Annotated in this window: 13 protein-coding genes, 1 pseudogene and 1 riboswitch; of the genes and pseudogenes, 9 read left to right on the top strand and 5 right to left on the bottom strand. The window is 60.9% G+C overall.

Annotation, left to right across the window (positions count from 1 at the left end; genetic code table 11):
• Nucleotides 1-91 precede the first annotated feature (91 nt).
• Nucleotides 92-2,089, bottom strand: a complete 1,998-nt coding sequence (tkt, locus tag BLU24_RS03330) for a transketolase (RefSeq protein ID WP_093097529.1) — start codon at nucleotides 2,087-2,089, stop codon at nucleotides 92-94.
• A gap of 259 nt (nucleotides 2,090-2,348) precedes the next feature.
• Here tkt and BLU24_RS03325 point away from each other — a divergent pair, with 259 nt between their 5' ends.
• From BLU24_RS03325 to BLU24_RS03310, 4 genes are all read left to right on the top strand, one after another.
• A complete protein-coding gene (locus BLU24_RS03325) occupies nucleotides 2,349-3,344 on the top strand; it encodes an ArsR/SmtB family transcription factor (protein ID WP_093097526.1) in 996 nt (331 codons plus the stop codon).
• Nucleotides 3,345-3,362: 18 nt separating this feature from the next.
• Nucleotides 3,363-4,553: a methionine adenosyltransferase gene (gene metK, locus BLU24_RS03320; protein WP_024014624.1), complete on the top strand. Its 1,191-nt coding sequence runs from the start codon at nucleotides 3,363-3,365 to the stop codon at nucleotides 4,551-4,553.
• Nucleotides 4,554-4,837: 284 nt separating this feature from the next.
• Entirely contained in the window at nucleotides 4,838-6,514 is a 1,677-nt protein-coding gene (gene ligB, locus BLU24_RS03315; protein ID WP_093097524.1) for an NAD-dependent DNA ligase LigB, read from the top strand.
• A gap of 96 nt (nucleotides 6,515-6,610) precedes the next feature.
• Nucleotides 6,611-7,006: a DUF1090 domain-containing protein gene (locus BLU24_RS03310; protein WP_093097522.1), complete on the top strand. Its 396-nt coding sequence runs from the start codon at nucleotides 6,611-6,613 to the stop codon at nucleotides 7,004-7,006.
• 133 nt (nucleotides 7,007-7,139) lie between these two features.
• On the opposite strand, the gene BLU24_RS03305 is transcribed toward BLU24_RS03310, so the two are convergent.
• On the bottom strand, nucleotides 7,140-7,589 hold the full coding sequence (locus BLU24_RS03305; protein ID WP_090287069.1) for a c-type cytochrome: 450 nt from the start codon (nucleotides 7,587-7,589) through the stop codon (nucleotides 7,140-7,142).
• Between the two features lie 128 nt (nucleotides 7,590-7,717).
• On the opposite strand from BLU24_RS03305, the gene mltA reads away from it, so the two are divergent.
• On the top strand, nucleotides 7,718-8,896 hold the full coding sequence (gene mltA, locus BLU24_RS03300; RefSeq protein ID WP_093097520.1) for a murein transglycosylase A: 1,179 nt from the start codon (nucleotides 7,718-7,720) through the stop codon (nucleotides 8,894-8,896).
• A gap of 122 nt (nucleotides 8,897-9,018) precedes the next feature.
• Here the strand turns inward: mltA and BLU24_RS03295 are convergent, their stop codons facing one another.
• A complete protein-coding gene (locus BLU24_RS03295; RefSeq protein WP_090287073.1) occupies nucleotides 9,019-9,402 on the bottom strand; it encodes an MAPEG family protein in 384 nt (127 codons plus the stop codon).
• A gap of 428 nt (nucleotides 9,403-9,830) precedes the next feature.
• Between BLU24_RS03295 and BLU24_RS03290 the strand changes: the two are divergent.
• Nucleotides 9,831-11,001: pseudogene (locus BLU24_RS03290) on the top strand (MFS transporter).
• Between the two features lie 310 nt (nucleotides 11,002-11,311).
• Nucleotides 11,312-12,577 carry a cation:proton antiporter gene (locus tag BLU24_RS03285; RefSeq protein ID WP_090287078.1) on the top strand — a complete coding sequence of 422 codons (1,266 nt, stop codon included), beginning with the start codon at nucleotides 11,312-11,314 and terminating at the stop codon, nucleotides 12,575-12,577.
• Here the strand turns inward: BLU24_RS03285 and BLU24_RS03280 are convergent, their stop codons facing one another.
• Nucleotides 12,578-13,465, bottom strand: coding sequence for a formate/nitrite transporter family protein (locus BLU24_RS03280; RefSeq protein ID WP_093097518.1), 888 nt, complete (start codon nucleotides 13,463-13,465; stop codon nucleotides 12,578-12,580). It lies immediately after the preceding gene.
• A 175-nt stretch (nucleotides 13,466-13,640) separates the two neighbouring features.
• Complete coding sequence (locus BLU24_RS03275; RefSeq protein ID WP_042561508.1) at nucleotides 13,641-14,045, bottom strand: acyl-CoA thioesterase; 405 nt, start codon at nucleotides 14,043-14,045, stop codon at nucleotides 13,641-13,643.
• A gap of 191 nt (nucleotides 14,046-14,236) precedes the next feature.
• A riboswitch (S-adenosyl-L-homocysteine riboswitch) is annotated at nucleotides 14,237-14,336 on the top strand.
• A gap of 23 nt (nucleotides 14,337-14,359) precedes the next feature.
• On the opposite strand from BLU24_RS03275, the gene ahcY reads away from it, so the two are divergent.
• Together ahcY and metF are read left to right on the top strand one after the other, a co-directional pair.
• A complete protein-coding gene (ahcY, locus tag BLU24_RS03270; RefSeq protein ID WP_090287082.1) occupies nucleotides 14,360-15,769 on the top strand; it encodes an adenosylhomocysteinase in 1,410 nt (469 codons plus the stop codon).
• Between the two features lie 186 nt (nucleotides 15,770-15,955).
• Entirely contained in the window at nucleotides 15,956-16,801 is an 846-nt protein-coding gene (gene metF / locus BLU24_RS03265) for a methylenetetrahydrofolate reductase [NAD(P)H] (RefSeq protein ID WP_093097516.1), read from the top strand.
• Nucleotides 16,802-16,933: the final 132 nt, after the last annotated feature.

Genomic DNA, 16,933 nt, shown 5'->3' with positions numbered 1-16,933 from the left:
AGGCGACTTTTATGTCGAAGCTGATGACCCTATCGCTGGCAAGCCAGCTCCCACAGGGATTGCGGTGACCTTGAGGCCACCGCGCTGTGTTTTAGTCTTCCAGCAGCTCTTCCGCCTGCCCCAGAATGTTTTCCAGGGTGAAGCCGAACTCTTCGAACAGTGCCGAAGCCGGAGCCGATTCGCCGTAGGTGGTCATGCCGATCACTCGACCTTCCAGACCGACATACTTGAACCAGAAGTCGGCGTGCGCCGCTTCGATGGCGATACGCGCGCCCACCTGCAGCGGCAGCACCGATTGCTTGTAGCTGGCGTCCTGCGCATCGAACACGCTGGTGCACGGCATGGAAACCACGCGAACCTTGCGGCCCTGCCCGGTGAGTTTGTCGAAGGCCTGAACGGCCAGACCCACTTCCGAACCGGTGGCGATCAGGATCAGCTCAGGCTCGCCGGCGCAGTCCTTCAACACGTAGCCGCCGCGGCTGATGTCGGCAATCTGGCCGGCATCGCGTTCCTGGTGTTGCAGGTTCTGCCGCGAGAAGATCAGCGCCGATGGGCCGTCCTTGCGCTCCAGAGCGTTTTTCCACGCGACTGCCGATTCAACGGCATCGGCTGGACGCCAGGTGTCGAGGTTCGGCGTGGTGCGCAGACTGGTCAGTTGCTCGATCGGCTGGTGCGTCGGGCCGTCTTCGCCCAGACCGATGGAGTCGTGGGTATAGACGTGGATCACACGCTTCTTCATCAGTGCCGACATGCGCACCGCGTTGCGGGCGTACTCCATGAACATCAGGAAGGTTGCGCCGTATGGCACCAGGCCGCCGTGCAGGGTCACGCCGTTCATGATCGCGGTCATGCCGAATTCGCGCACACCGTAGTACATGTAGTTGCCGCTGGCATCTTCAGCGTTGACGCCCTTGCAACCTTTCCACAGGGTCAGGTTGGAACCGGCCAGGTCAGCCGAACCGCCAAGCAATTCCGGCAGCAGCGGGCCGAAGGCGTTCAGGGTGTTCTGGCTGGCTTTGCGGCTGGCGATGGTTTCGCCCTTGGCCGCGACTTCGGCGATGTAGGCCGAGGCTTTTTCCGAGAAGTCGGCTGGCAGCTCGCCGCTCAGACGACGGATGAGCTCGTTGGCTTCGCTCGGGAACGCTGCGGAGTAAGCAGCGAAACGCTGGTCCCACTCGGCTTCGGCGGCACGGCCTTTTTCCTTGGCATCCCACTCGGCATAGATGTCGGCCGGGATTTCGAAAGGACCGTAGTTCCAGTTCAGCGCCTGACGGGTCAGGGCGATTTCCGCGTCACCCAGCGGGGCGCCGTGGCAGTCTTCCTTGCCTTGCTTGTTCGGCGAACCGAAACCGATGGTGGTCTTGCAGCAGATCAGCGTCGGCAGCGGGCTCTTGCGCGCGGTGTCGATGGCGGTCTTGATCTCTTCCGGGTCGTGACCGTCAACGTTGCGGATCACTTGCCAGTTGTAGGACTCGAAACGCTTCGGCGTGTCATCGGTGAACCAGCCTTCGACTTCACCGTCGATGGAGATGCCGTTGTCATCGTAGAAGGCGATCAGCTTGCCCAGACCCAAAGTACCGGCCAGGGATGCGACTTCATGAGAGATGCCTTCCATCATGCAGCCATCACCGAGGAACACGTAGGTGTGGTGGTCGACGATGTCGTGGCCTGGACGGTTGAACTGCGCGCTTAGAACCTTTTCTGCCAGCGCGAAACCGACGGCGTTGGCCAGGCCCTGACCCAGCGGGCCGGTGGTGGTTTCAACACCCGGGGTGTAACCGAATTCCGGGTGGCCCGGGGTGCGGCTGTGCAGTTGACGGAACTGCTTGAGGTCGTCGATCGACAGGTCGTAACCGGTCAGGTGCAGCAGCGAGTAGATCAACATCGAGCCGTGACCGTTGGACAGCACGAAGCGGTCACGGTCGGCGAACGACGGGTTGCTCGGGTTGTGCTTGAGGTAGTCGCGCCACAGCACTTCGGCAATATCTGCCATACCCATGGGGGCACCGGGATGGCCGCTGTTGGCTTTTTGCACGGCATCCATGCTGAGGGCACGAATGGCGTTGGCACGCTCACGACGGCTAGGCATCGCTGATCTCCTGGGTGTGAATAGATTGAAACGGAAAAAAGGAGGGCATTTTCCCTCACCCATGCGCCTCGGGGCAATGACAGATAGTGATCCGGAGGCGTTTTTCCAATCGATAGCGCCGGTTTCTGCAGGTGAAACCTTTCCGCTGTTGTTTTGTAGAGACCACCGCCTGATGAGAAGTGCCATTTATCGAGCAATATCAAAACTTTTTGATATTGACCTTGCGATGCCCCCTCACCGTCTCTAGACTGCCAGCCCTATGAACCTACGCGTGCCTTCCATTCGCCATGACGATTGCGACGAGCTGGCGGCCCTGTGCAAGGCCGGCGGCGATCCGTTGCGGCTGAATGTCTTGCGCGCGCTGGCCAACGATTCGTTCGGCGTGCTGGAGCTGGCGCAGATTTTCGGCATCGGTCAGTCCGGCATGAGCCACCACCTTAAAGTGCTGGCGCAGGCCGATCTGGTGGCGACCCGCCGTGAAGGCAACGCGATTTTCTATCGTCGCGCCCTGCCCCACACCGAATTGCTCGGCGGCAAGCTGCACGCGGCATTGCTGGAGGAAGTCGACGATCTGGCGCTGCCGGACGACGTGCAAACGCGGATCGAACAGGTCCACGGGCAACGCGCCGCCGCCAGTCAGGACTTTTTCGCCCGGGTCGCGGAGAAATTTCGCGCCCAGCAGGATTTGATCGCCGGCCTGCCGCAGTACCGCGATAGCGTGCTGGCCTTGCTCGACAAGCTGAACTTCAATGGTGCTGCCACGGCCATCGAAGTCGGCCCCGGCGACGGTGCTTTTCTGCCGGAACTGGCGCGCCGTTTTGCCAGCGTGACCGCGCTGGACAACAGCCCGGCGATGCTCGAACTGGCGCGTCAGGTCTGCGAACGTGAACAGCTGGCTAACGTCAGCCTGCAATTGGCCGATGCATTGAACGGCAGCAGCCTTCAGGCCGATTGCGTGGTGTTGAACATGGTGTTGCACCATTTCGCCGCGCCGGCCGATGCGCTCAGGCACATGGCCGACCTGCTGCAACCGGGCGGTAGCCTGCTCGTGACAGAGTTATGTAGCCACAACCAGAGTTGGGCCAGGGAGGCCTGCGGTGATCTCTGGTTGGGGTTTGAACAGGACGATCTGGCCCGTTGGGCCACCGCTGCGGGACTCGTTCCCGGGGAAAGCCTCTATGTAGGCTTACGTAATGGTTTCCAGATCCAGGTCCGCCATTTTCAGCGACCGGCTGGCGACACTCACCATCGGTAAATTCAGGAAAACATCGAGATGAGCGAATACTCCCTCTTCACCTCCGAGTCCGTGTCCGAAGGGCATCCGGACAAAATCGCCGACCAGATTTCCGATGCGGTGCTGGACGCCATTATTGCCCAGGACAAACACGCTCGCGTGGCCGTGGAAACGCTGGTCAAGACCGGCGTGGCCATCGTTGCCGGTGAAGTGACCACCAGCGCCTGGGTCGACCTGGAGCAGATCGTTCGTGACGTGATCTGCGACATCGGCTACACCAGCTCCGAAGTCGGCTTCGACGGCGCGACCTGCGGCGTGATGAACATCATCGGCAAGCAGTCCCCCGACATCAACCAGGGCGTTGACCGTGCCAAACCTGAAGATCAGGGCGCCGGCGACCAGGGCCTGATGTTCGGCTACGCCAGCAACGAAACCGACGTGTTGATGCCAGCGCCGATCACTTTCTCTCACCAGTTGGTGCAGCGTCAGGCCGAAGCGCGCAAATCGGGCCTGCTGCCTTGGCTGCGCCCGGACGCCAAGTCGCAAGTGACCTGCCGTTACGAAGGCGGCAAGGTTGTCGGTATCGACGCCGTGGTTCTGTCGACCCAGCACAACCCTGAAGTGTCGTACAAAGACCTGCGCGAAGGCGTGATGGAGCTGATCGTCAAGCACGTACTGCCTGCCGAACTGCTGAGCAAGGACACCCAGTTCCACATCAACCCGACCGGCCAGTTCATCATTGGCGGCCCGGTAGGTGACTGCGGTCTGACCGGTCGCAAGATCATCGTCGACAGCTACGGCGGCATGGCCCGTCACGGCGGTGGCGCGTTCTCCGGCAAGGATCCATCGAAGGTTGACCGTTCGGCTGCCTACGCTGGCCGTTATGTGGCCAAGAACATCGTCGCAGCCGGCCTGGCCGAGCGTTGCGAGATTCAGGTGTCCTACGCGATCGGTGTTGCCCAGCCGACCTCGATCTCGCTGAACACTTTCGGCACCGGCAAGATCAGCGATGACAAGATCATCAAACTGGTCCGCGAAGTGTTCGACCTGCGTCCATACGCAATCACCACCATGCTCGACCTGCTGCACCCGATGTATCAGGAAACCGCAGCCTACGGCCACTTCGGCCGCGCGCCGCAGACCAAGACCGTTGGCGAAGACAGCTTCACCACGTTCACCTGGGAAAAAACCGACCGCGCCGACGCCCTGCGTTCCGCTGCCGGCCTGTAAGCCCTTTCCGGCCACACAAAAAAGCCCCGCACGGTTGACGCCGTGCGGGGCTTTTTCATGCCTTTAAATATCTCCAGCTGCTCTGCTTGCAAGCCTGAATTCACCGCGCCGGTTCAGGTCGGCGTACTTCGAAAGAACCACTCGGTCGGTCCCCTCTCCCTCCGGGAGAGGGCTAGGGTGAGGGGCTTTTGGGTCCATGCAGAAATAAGCAGCAAAACACCCACGCACCAGTGCCAATATCCCCGCCTACGCTTCAAGCATCACCTCCGAGCAAGGAAGCTCACATGCCCTTCACCCTGCCCCTGCTGTCGGTTCTCCTGCTGACACTCATCACCTTCCACGCCCACGCTGACTGCCCAGACTGGCCACCCGCCAAAGCCCAACGCGAAATCACCGCCCTGCAAACCCGGATCGACCAATGGGACGACGCCTACCATCGCGAAGGCCGCTCGCTGATCGCCGACGAACTCTACGACCAGTCGCGCCTGCAACTGAAAGCATGGCGACAATGCTTCCAACTGCCCTCGCCGCCCACGCCATTGCGCAGCGCCAGCGGCCCCATCCAGCATCCCGTCGCCCACACTGGCCTGGACAAGCTTCATCAAGCCGAAGACGTCGAACGCTGGCTGCGGTCGCGCCAGGCTGTCTGGATTCAACCAAAAATCGACGGCGTGGCGGTCACCCTGATCTATCGCCAAGGCCTGTTACAACGAGCCATCAGCCGTGGCGACGGCCTCTCGGGGCAAGACTGGACAGCCTCGGCGCGCGAGATCCCGGCGATCCCGCAACGCCTGACCCAACCGCAAGATCTGCTGGTGCAAGGCGAACTCTATTGGCGCCTCAAAGATCACGTACAAGCCCGCGCCGGCAGCATCAACGCTCGCGCTACCGTTGCCGGATTGATGGGGCGCAAATCGCTGGATGCGCAACAAGCCGCCGGGATCGGTCTGTTCGTGTGGGACTGGCCGCAGGGTCCGCTGGATTTACCCGAGCGAATAACCCTGCTGGCGACACTGGGTTTCGCCACCACCGAACCTTACAGCCACGCCATCACCGACTTCACCGAGGCGCAAAAATGGCGCGAGCACTGGTATCGCTCACCGCTGCCGTTTGCCAGCGATGGCGTGGTTCTGCGCCAGAGTCAACGTCCACCCGCCGAGCGCTGGCAGGCCCGCGCCCCGTACTGGGCGATCGCCTGGAAATATCCGTTTGCACAGGCCTTGGCCGACGTCCGCAAGGTCAATTTCAAGATCGGTCGCACCGGGCGCATCACGCCGGTGCTGGAGCTGAACCCGACGATGCTCGACGACCGCGAGATCAAGCGGGTCAGCGTCAGCTCATTGAAGCGCTGGCAACAAATGGATATCCGCCCCGGTGATCAAGTGGCGATCAGCCTCGCCGGACTGACCATCCCGCGACTCGACAGCGTGGTTGTGCGGGCTGCCGATCGCGCAGAGCTATCCGTTCCGAATGCGCAGGACTTCCACGCCCTGAGCTGTTGGCAACCCACCGCCGGCTGCGAAAGCCAGTTTCTGGCGCGTCTGGCCTGGCTCAGCGGCAAGCAGGGGCTGGCGATGGCGCATGTCGGTCGCGGCACCTGGGAGAAACTTTTCGAAACAGGCCGCCTGAACAACCTGCTGGATTGGTTGACCCTCGAGGAGCCAGAGCTTGCTAACATCGCCGGCTTCGGCGAACGCAGCAGCGCCCGCCTGATCCACAGTTTTCACAGCGCTCGCCAACGACCATTCGTGCAGTGGCTCAAAGCCCTGGGCCTGCCGCCGACCGGTCAGGCACAACTGGCTGATACCTGGCAGGCGCTGGCACAACGCGACACCGAACAATGGCAGGCAGAACCCGGCATCGGCTCCGGCCGTGCGGCGCAATTGAGCGCCTTCTTTCGCGACCCGCAAGTGTTAGCCTTGAGCGAGACCTTGCAGGCCGCCGGGATCGACGGCTTCTGAACATGCCTTCCCCGCTCGACGGGAACCCAATGGCCGGCCCGACGCTCCAACAGCGCAGTGCCCTCCAACCCGATTGTTTATGCACATGGAGCTTTTATGAAATTTCTCGCACCGCTCGCCCTGTTCACTCTGTGCGGCGTCCTGGCCGCCCCGGCGATGGCGGAAGAAGAAGGCCCGGGGCTGACCGGTTGCGCTGCCAAGAAGCAGGGCATCATCAACCAGATCGAACAGGCCAAGTCGCGCGGCAACATGGAGCAGCAGGCAGGTCTCGAAACAGCCCTGCGTGAAGTGACCGAGCATTGCACCGATGCCGGACTGAAAAAAGAGCGCGAGAACAAGGTGCTTGAGGCCAAGCATGAAGTCAGCCAGCGTCAGGCCGACCTCGACAAGGCCATGAAGAAGGGCGATCCGGAGAGGATCAACAAGCGTAAGGAAAAGCTGGCCGAGTCGCGCAAGGAACTGCAGGAAGCGCTGGAAGAGATCGACAAGTAAGACTTTGGTTTCGTGGCGAATGGCAAACCGCTTTCGCGAGCAGGCTCGCTACCACGTTGGAATACATATCCATGTGGGAGCGAGCTTGCTCCGGGCGGCGTTCCGACGAAGAGGCCAGCTCAGACCAAGCAGGTTAATGATCCCGAAACTGCTTATGGCAAGCACTGCAGGCATCTTCAACTTTCTGCACGGCCGGCCCGAGGTTGCTGGCCTTGTACGGCTGAACCTTGCTGGCGATGACCAATTCACCGGTAGCCGCCTCAAGATCTCGGGCCATTTGCTGAAACTGTGCCTGCTTCTGCCAGACATCGTCCTTGGCGCTGGTGTGATCTTCTTCGCGAACCTGCGGGAAATGCTGCCACGGCTCATGGGACAAGGCATCGAGCCTGACCGCACCGTCAGTAAATTTCGGCCCGTCGAACGGGATGCGCCCACGCAACATGCCGCCGAGATCTTCGCTGGTCTTGAGCATCTGTTTGAAGATGGCCTTGCGTTGGCCCAGCGGGGAATTCGGATCGACCCCGCCACAGGCGGACAGGGCCAAACAGGCCAGCAATACAACAGCAATTCGTTTGAGAGTCATGGCGGCTTCAGGTCGCGGAAATCGGCGGACAGTATCCTCGCGTCACCGTCAAACACCAATAGCCCTATTAAAAATACGGGTTGCTTGAGCGCATGGAGCACTTGGGCAACCGGCACAGGAATCCCTCCATGAATCGCCGTTTCCAGGCCTGGCGTCACCCACTGCTTGCAACCCTTCCACTGCTGGCCGCACTCGCTGGCTGCACCGGCGGTGACAGCGACAAACCAAAAACCCATGCACTGGCCACTTATTCAAGCGCCACCTGGGAAGCCCTGCCCGCGGTGTCCGACAGCGATCTGGTCGCCGGTTTCGGCTCGTGGCGCAGCGCCTGCACTCGATTGAAAGCCGATGCGGTCTGGGGCCCGACCTGCGCAATTGCGGCCAATGTGCCGCAGAGTGCCAGCGAAATTCGCGCCTTTCTCAAACAGAACCTCGATGTGTATGGCTTACGCGCGGAAAACGACAACCCCAACGGCCTGATCACCGGCTATTACGAACCGGTCTACCCCGGCAGTCTGACGCCCACCGAGGCTGCCAACGTGCCGGTTTATGGCGTGCCGGAAGACATGATCATCGTGTCCCTCGACAGCATTTACCCGGAGCTCAAGGGCAAGCGCCTGCGCGGCCGGCTCGAAGGGCGAGTGCTCAAGCCTTACGACGACGCGGCGACCATCGAATCCAAAGGCGTGAAAGCACCGGTGGTGGCTTACCTGACTGATCCGATGAACCTGCAATTTCTGCAAATCCAGGGTTCCGGACGGATTCAGACCGAGGACGGCAAACAACTGCGCATCGCCTACGCCGACCAGAACGGCCATCCCTACCGGCCGATCGGACGCTGGCTGGTCGAGCAGGGCGAGCTGAAGAAAGAAGAGGTGACCATGAGCGCCATCAGCAACTGGGCGAAAGCCAATCCGTCACGGATTCCCGAACTGCTGGCCAGCAACCCGAGTTACGTGTTCTTCACCCGCAACCCGGACAGTAACGAAGGTCCACGCGGCTCGCTGAACGTGCCGCTGACCGCAGGTTACAGCGCGGCAGTGGATCGCAAGGTGATTCCACTGGGCAGTCTGTTGTGGCTGTCGACTACGCGCCCGGATGGCACGCCGCTGGTGCGCCCGGTGGCTGCGCAGGACACCGGCGGCGCGATTGCCGGCGAGGTTCGCGCGGACCTGTTCTGGGGCACCGGTGATGCCGCCGGGCAATTGGCCGGCGACATGAAACAGCAGGGGCAGATCTGGATGCTCTGGCCGAAAGGCGCGCCGTTGCCGCAAGTGCCGCAGGTAGCGGATACGGTGAAGAAGTAACCTTCGGATTCGCTGAGGCAGTCAGACCGCTATCGCGAGCAGGCTCACTCCTACATTTGGAATGCGTTCCCCTGTAGGAGTGAGCCTGCTCGCGATGAGGCCATCAGCAACACACCCGACAATCAGATCGACACAAAGAAGAACGAAGCAATCAAGCCCATCCCCACAAACCACACCACCGAGCGCAACGCCGCCCAGTCCGCCAGGTAGCAAATGATGTACAACAAGCGACTGGTGATGAACAGCACCGCCAGCACGTTGACCGTTACCAACTGCGCCGTACCGACCAGGTGCGCAACGAGCACCGCGGCGGCAAATGCCGGGGTCACTTCAAAACTGTTCAGTTGCGCGGCATGCGCACGTCGGGCCACACCGCCGACGCTGTCGAGAAAATCCCGCGGATCGTAATTGTCCTTCAGCCGGAAACCGCCAGACGCTTTCGCCACGATCGTGCACACGTACGGCAGGAAAATCGCGATCAACACACACCACAGAGCTACCGTCATAACACCATCCTTTTTGATTTTGGAATTCGCGGGCAGGCAGAAAGACATCGCCAGCCCAAGGCTAAGAGCCGCCCGCGGCCGAAAGGTTCTTGAGGTAGCGCATACCGACAAACCACACGGATCACACTGAGCCCGACTGCATCACCCACAGCACCAGAGCGTAGCTGACAACCGGACATTCCACGCTGCATGCAGCAACGGCGCCAGAGCTGTCGCCGCTCTCGCCCCGGCCTTGGATGATGACCCAATTAGTCAGATTATTGATTCGCGATGTGTCCATGGCTGTTTATACTGCCCGCGACCACGCCGCACTCAGTTGCGCACAGAAAAATACCAATAAATGTTGCCTGCGCCGCTCTCTCCGAGATCGGACGACGGCCCGCGTATGCCTGATCAAAGCGTCAAGACTACTAACAGAGACCTTGCGCATGCCACTCGCCTTGCTTGCCCTCGCCGTCGCCGCATTCGGCATCGGCACCACTGAATTCGTGATCATGGGCCTGCTGCCCGATGTTGCCCGCGACCTGGCCGTGAGCATTCCCCACGCTGGTCTGTTGATTACAGGTTATGCGTTGGGCGTGGTGTTCGGCGCACCGATCCTGGCAATCGGCACCGCGAACATGCCGCGCAAAGCAACCTTGCTGGGAATGACGCTGATGTTCATCCTCGGCAACGTGCTGTGCGCCCTCGCGCCGAATTACGCCACGCTGATGGCCGCGCGCGTGGTCACCGCCCTGTGTCACGGCGCGTTCTTCGGCATCGGCTCGGTGGTCGCCGCCGGACTGCTCGCGCCGAACAAGCGCGCCCAGGCCATCGCCATGATGTTCACCGGCCTGACGCTGGCCAACGTGCTCGGCGTTCCACTGGGCACTGCGCTCGGCCAATACGCCGGCTGGCGCTCGACGTTCTGGGCGGTGTCGGTGATCGGCGTGATCGCGGCGCTTGCGCAATGGCTGTGGTTGCCAAAACACATTGCGATGGACAAGGCCAACCTCGCCAGCGAGTTCAGAGTGCTGGGCAAGGTCAACGTGCTACTGGCGCTGGGCATGAGCGTGCTGGCCTCGACCAGTCTGTTCAGCGTGTTCACCTACATTGCGCCGATTCTGCAAGACATCACTGGCGTCAGCCCGCACGGCGTCACGGTGATGTTGTTGCTGTTTGGCGTCGGCCTGACGGGGGGCAGCATGCTGGGCGGGCGCCTGGCCGACAGCCGTTTGCTGCCTTCGCTGGTCGGCGTGGCCCTGGCAGTGGTGCTGATTCTGGCCGCGTTCAGCCAGACCAGTCGCTCAGTGGTGCCGGCGGCGATCACCCTGGTGCTGTGGGGGGATTTTCGCTTTCGCGCTGTGCCCGATCCTGCAATTGCTGATTATCGACCAAGCCCATGAAGCGCCGAATCTGGGCTCGACGCTGAACCAGAGCGCGTTCAATCTGGGCAATGCGGCGGGCGCGTGGATTGGCGGGCTAGTGGTGGCCAGTGGCGCGGATCTGACGGACCTGCCGTGGACCGGGGCGCTGGTCGGTGTGCTGACGGTGCTGGCGGCGTTGTGGTTTATTTATCTGCAACGTGGTCGGACGGTTGCGGTCAATGTGTCGGACTGATTGCGGTGTGCCAGATAGAGCCCTCACCCTAGCCCTCTCCCGGAGGGAGAGGGGACTGATTGGGGGATGCTTGGGAACGTAGGCGACAGGAACGAGCCTCGTCGAATCCAAAATCAACCCGGTCGTTCAGGTCGATGCTCCACGCAAGACACCTCGGTCGGCTCCCTCTCCCTGCGGGAAAGGGCTGGGGTGAGGGGCTGTCGGGCGTGACGCAAAATCCGAATGTGCCCTCAGCCAACCCCACCCCATCAAACCCCTGCGCCCAAAACTCCGGTCGCGCTCCATTCACCCTTCATCCAAAGGACCCCGGATGCTTGAACTTGTCGCCGCTTTCATCTGTTTGACCACCCTTCTCACCTTCGTCAACTTCCGCTTCATCGGCCTGCCGCCGACCATCGGCGTGATGGTCACTGCCTTGCTGTTCTCGCTGATCCTGCAGGGCCTCAGCGTGCTCGGCTTCCCCGGCCTCGAAGACCGTGTGCAGCAACTGATCGGCCAGATCGACTTTGGCGATCTGTTGATGAACTGGATGCTGTCGTTCCTGCTGTTCGCCGGCGCCCTTCACGTCAACCTTAATGACCTGCGCAGCTACCGCTGGCCCATCGGCCTGCTGGCGACCTTTGGTGTATTGATTGCCACTGCAGTGATCGGCAGCCTCGCCTATTACATTTTTGCCCTGTTCGGCTGGCACGTGAGTTTCCTCTACTGCCTGTTGTTCGGCGCGCTGATTTCGCCCACCGACCCGATTGCAGTGCTCGGCGTATTGCGTACCGCCAATGCCTCGAAACCACTGAAAACCACCATCGTCGGTGAGTCGCTGTTCAATGACGGCACCGCGGTCGTGGTGTTCACTGTGCTGCTGGGTATCGCGCAACTGGGCGAGACCCCGACCATCAGCGCCACCGCGATGCTGTTTGCGCACGAGGCGCTGGGCGGTGTGCTGTTTGGCGGACTGATCGGTTACCTGGTCTATCGCATGATCAAAAGCGTCGAGCAGCATCAGATCACCGTGATGCTGACCCTGGCGCTGGTAATTGGCGGTTCAGCGATGTCCACCGAATTGCATGTCTCGGCGCCGATCGCGATGGTGGTTGCCGGGCTGATCATCGGCAACCTGGGCCGTAACCTGGCGATGAACGACATGACCCGCCGCTACCTCGACGGTTTCTGGGAATTGCTCGATGACATGCTCAACGCCTTGCTGTTTGCGCTGATCGGCATGGAGTTGTTGCTGCTGCCGTTCAACTGGCTGCACATGGCCGCAGCGGGTTTGCTCGCGGTGGCGATTCTGCTGTCGCGCCTGCTCACCGTGGCCCCGGCGATTCTGTTGCTGCGGCGCTGGCGCTCAGTGCCGGCCGGCACCATCCGCATCCTGACGTGGGGCGGTTTGCGCGGTGGCGTCTCGGTAGCCCTGGCGCTGGCTTTGCCGCTGGGCCCGGAGCGCGATCTGCTGCTGAGCATCACCTACATCGTGGTGCTCTCATCGATCCTTCTCCAGGGCCTGAGCATCGGCAAACTGGTCAAGCATGCAACGCGCAACGAGCCGGCTACCGTGCCTGAGCCAGCGCACCACTGATCATTTCCGGGAGGACTGCGGATCGGTTTTCTTCGCCTGATCCGCAGGTTCCTTCGGCACCCCGCTCTCGCTGCGGATCTGCGCATGGCTGATCAGCGCGAAGATGAAGCTGCCGCCGATGATATTCCCCGCCAGTGTCGGACCGGCAAATACCATCCAGAAATCGCTCCACGGCAGTTCGCCGGCAAATACCAAGTACGAAACCTCCGCCGAACCTACGACGATGTGGGTGAAGTCGCCCAGTGCCATGAAGTAGGTAATGAGGATAATGATCCACATCTTCGCGCTTTCCATGGACGGGATCATCCAGACCATGGTGGCAATCATCCAGCCGGAGACGATGCCTTTGGCGAACATCTGACTGGCGTGGTTTTCCATGACCTTGCGACCGATTTCGAGAAAGGCATGGTCCGTCTTGCTGTCGAAGATCGGCAGCTCAAGCATCACATAGGCCACCAGAATCGTGCCGCACAGGTTGCCGATCAGCACCACGCTCCACAGGCGGATCAGTCGGGCAAAATTCAGCAGGGTTGGCTTGGTCATCACCGGCAACACCGCGGTCAGGGTGTTTTCGGTGAACAGTTGCTGGCGCGCCAGAATCACCGCGAGAAAACCTGCGCAATAACCGAAGCTGGCGATCACCTTGAACTCGTCACCGTCGGGCAGACGCGAGTTGAGCAGGCCCATGCCCATCAGCGACAACCCCATCGTCAACCCGGCCGCCAACGCCGACCACCAGAGCGCGGCAATGCTGCGTTCCAGTTCCTGATCGCCTTGGGTGCGGATGATTTCATGCAGGACGGCCGCGCGAGGCGGCTGGCTTTTCTCGACTTCGTGCTGCTCTTTGGCCGAGAGGTCGGGGGTTTTGTCGCTGGTGGGCGTGGTCATGGCGTGGCAACCGTGGGGGGGGCGATTTAGCTACGACCGTTGCGCTTCATGGCTGTTCAGTGGCCAGATCAATCTTCGCTGATGGCACCACCGCTATCGCCGGCAGGCTGGCTCCCACAGGCACATTGTCGCCTCTGTGGGAGCCAGCCTGCTGGCGATGAAAGCGCCGCCAATCTTATTGAACGGCCTCGTCATCCTTGAACTGATCTTTCACATACCTGATCTCGGTCCGCCCGTGCGGCGCCGGCAAGCCGTCTTCACCCAGATTCACAAAGACCATTTTCTCAACGGTCAGAATGCTCTTGCGGGTGATCTTGTTGCGCACCTCGCACGTCAGGGTGATCGAGGTGCGGCCGAACTCGGTGGCGGTAATGCCCAGTTCAATGATGTCGCCCTGGCGCGAGGCGCTGACGAAGTTGATCTCGGAAATGTACTTGGTCACCACGCGCTGGTTGCCCAACTGGACGATCGCGTAGATCGCCGCTTCTTCATCGATCCAGCGCAGCAGACTGCCGCCGAACAGGGTGCCGTTGGGGTTGAGATCTTCGGGTTTTACCCATTTGCGGGTGTGGAAATTCATGGGGGGGGGCTCCTGGGTCGAGGCGTTTGAGCGTTATGGGTATTGGCCCCCAGCTTCAAGTTTTAAGCTACAAGCTGCAAGTAAAAGCCGATCAGCTTGTCGCTTGCAGCTTGCAACTTGCAGCTCAAAGACAGCTATAATCGCCACCGTTTCAAAACGGTAATGATCGCTTGTTACCGTTTTCCCGCCACCTGTCCGAGGGGCGCTGCAGCAGGTTCGACCTGTCAGGCTCGGATGGGGCGTTGACCGGCCGCAGGCTGGACACTAAACGCACAACGGCGCCCATTCGCATACATTACGAATGGAGGCTCTTCATGAGCGCTGTTATCACGCCTGCAGATTTTACCGATTACAAAGTCGCCGACATGTCCCTGGCCGCCTGGGGCCGTCGCGAAACCATCATCGCCGAGTCGGAAATGCCGGCCCTGATGGGTCTGCGTCGCAAGTACGCCAGCGAGCAGCCGCTCAAAGGCGCCAAGATCCTTGGCTGCATCCACATGACCATCCAGACCGCCGTGCTGATCGAAACCCTGGTTGCCCTGGGTGCCGAAGTTCGCTGGTCGTCGTGCAACATTTTCTCCACCCAGGACCAGGCCGCTGCCGCTATCGCGGCTGCCGGTATCCCGGTGTTCGCCTGGAAAGGCGAAACCGAAGAAGAGTACGAGTGGTGCCTGGAGCAGACCATCCTCAAGGATGGCCAGCCATGGGACGCCAACATGATCCTCGACGACGGCGGCGACCTGACCGAGCTGCTGCACAAGAAATACCCGCAGGTGCTGGACCGCGTTCACGGCGTGACCGAAGAAACCACCACCGGTGTACACCGTCTGCTGGACATGCTGGCCAAGGGCGAGCTGAAAATCCCGGCCATCAACGTCAACGACTCGGTGACCAAGTCCAAGAACGACAACAAGTACGGCTGCCGTCACAGCCTCAACGATGCGATCAAGCGCGGTACCGACCACCTGCTGTCCGGCAAGCAAGCGCTGGTCATCGGTTACGGTGACGTGGGCAAGGGTTCGGCCCAGTCCCTGCGTCAGGAAGGCATGATCGTCAAAGTCTCCGAAGTCGACCCGATCTGCGCCATGCAAGCGTGCATGGACGGTTTCGAGCTGGTATCGCCGTTCATCGACGGTATCAACGACGGTTCCGAAGCGAGCATCGACAAAGCGCTGCTGGGCAAGATCGACCTGATCGTGACCACCACCGGTAACGTCAATGTTTGCGACGCGAACATGCTCAAGGCCCTGAAGAAGCGCGCCGTGGTCTGCAACATCGGTCACTTCGACAACGAAATCGACACCGCTTTCATGCGCAAGAACTGGGCATGGGAAGAAGTGAAGCCACAGGTGCACAAGGTTCACCGCACCGGTACCGGCAGCTTCGACCCACAAAACGACGACTACCTGATCCTGCTGGCCGAAGGCCGTCTGGTTAACCTGGGCAACGCCACCGGTCACCCGAGCCGCATCATGGACGGTTCGTTCGCCAACCAGGTTCTGGCGCAGATCTTCCTGTTCGGCCAGAAGTACGCCGACCTGTCGCCAGCGCAGAAAGCCGAGCGTCTGACCGTGGAAGTACTGCCGAAGAAACTCGACGAAGAAGTGGCTCTGGAAATGGTCCGCGGCTTCGGCGGCGTGGTCACCCAACTGACCAAGCAACAGGCTGACTACATCGGCGTCACCGTCGAAGGCCCGTTCAAGCCGCACGCCTACCGGTACTAAGAGCAGCTGCGAGCGTCAAGCTGCAAGCGGCAAGTAAAAGCGGGTGGTTTACTTGAGGCTTGTAGCTGTCGCTGGCTTCTTCATCGTTATTTCGCAGCCGTTGGTTGCAAGCTCCACGCACAAGATTTCGGCACTCCGCCCTCTTGCAGCTTGAAGCTTGCAGCTTGCAGCTGGAGGTCCCCTCCGATGTCCCAAGAACGTCGCTACAGCTTCGAGTTCTTCCCGACCAAGACCGATGCTGGGCATGAAAAACTGCTCGCCACTGCCCGTCAGCTGGCCACTTACAATCCCGACTTCTTTTCCTGCACCTACGGCGCGGGTGGTTCGACCCGTGACCGCACGCTCAACACCGTGCTGCAGCTGGAAAGCGAAGTCAAAGTACCGGCCGCACCGCACCTGTCGTGCGTCGGCGACAGCAAGGACGACCTGCGCGGCTTGCTGAACGAGTACAAGGCTGCCGGCATCAAGCGCATCGTCGCCCTGCGCGGCGATTTGCCGTCCGGCATGGGCATGACCAGCGGTGAGCTGCGTCACGCCAATGAACTGGTCGAATTCATTCGTGAAGAGACCGGCGACCACTTCCACATCGAAGTCGCCGCCTACCCGGAGATGCATCCGCAGGCGCGCAACTACGAAGACGATCTCGCCAACTTTGTGCGCAAGGCCCGTGCCGGTGCCGACAGCGCGATCACCCAGTACTTCTTCAACGCCGACAGTTACTTCTACTTCGTCGAGCGTTTGCAGGCACAGGGTGTGGATCTGCCGATCGTGCCGGGGATCATGCCGATCACCAACTACAGCAAACTCGCGCGCTTCTCCGATGCCTGCGGTGCGGAAATTCCGCGCTGGATCCGCAAGCAACTGGAAGCCTACGGCGATGACACGCAAAGCATTCAGCGCTTTGGCGAGCAAGTCGTCAGCGAGATGTGCGAGCGCCTGTTACAGGGCGGCGCGCCGGGGCTGCACTTCTATTCCATGAACCAGGCCGAGCCTAGCCTGGCGATCTGGAACAACCTGAAGTTACCGCGCTGAAGCAGCTGCAAGCTTCGAGCTGAAAGCTACAAGCAAGAACAAGAGATCGCAGTGTTTGGCAACGCCTTTGTTGGGTTGTCGTGCTGCGATTTTTTGCGTTTGAAGCCGCGAAACAGAGCTTGTGCGGCCGCT

Origin of the sequence: Pseudomonas sp. Z003-0.4C(8344-21) (assembly GCF_900104975.1) — a bacterium.
GTDB lineage: Bacteria > Pseudomonadota > Gammaproteobacteria > Pseudomonadales > Pseudomonadaceae > Aquipseudomonas > Aquipseudomonas granadensis.
This window is presented reverse-complemented; position numbering and strand designations above follow the sequence as displayed.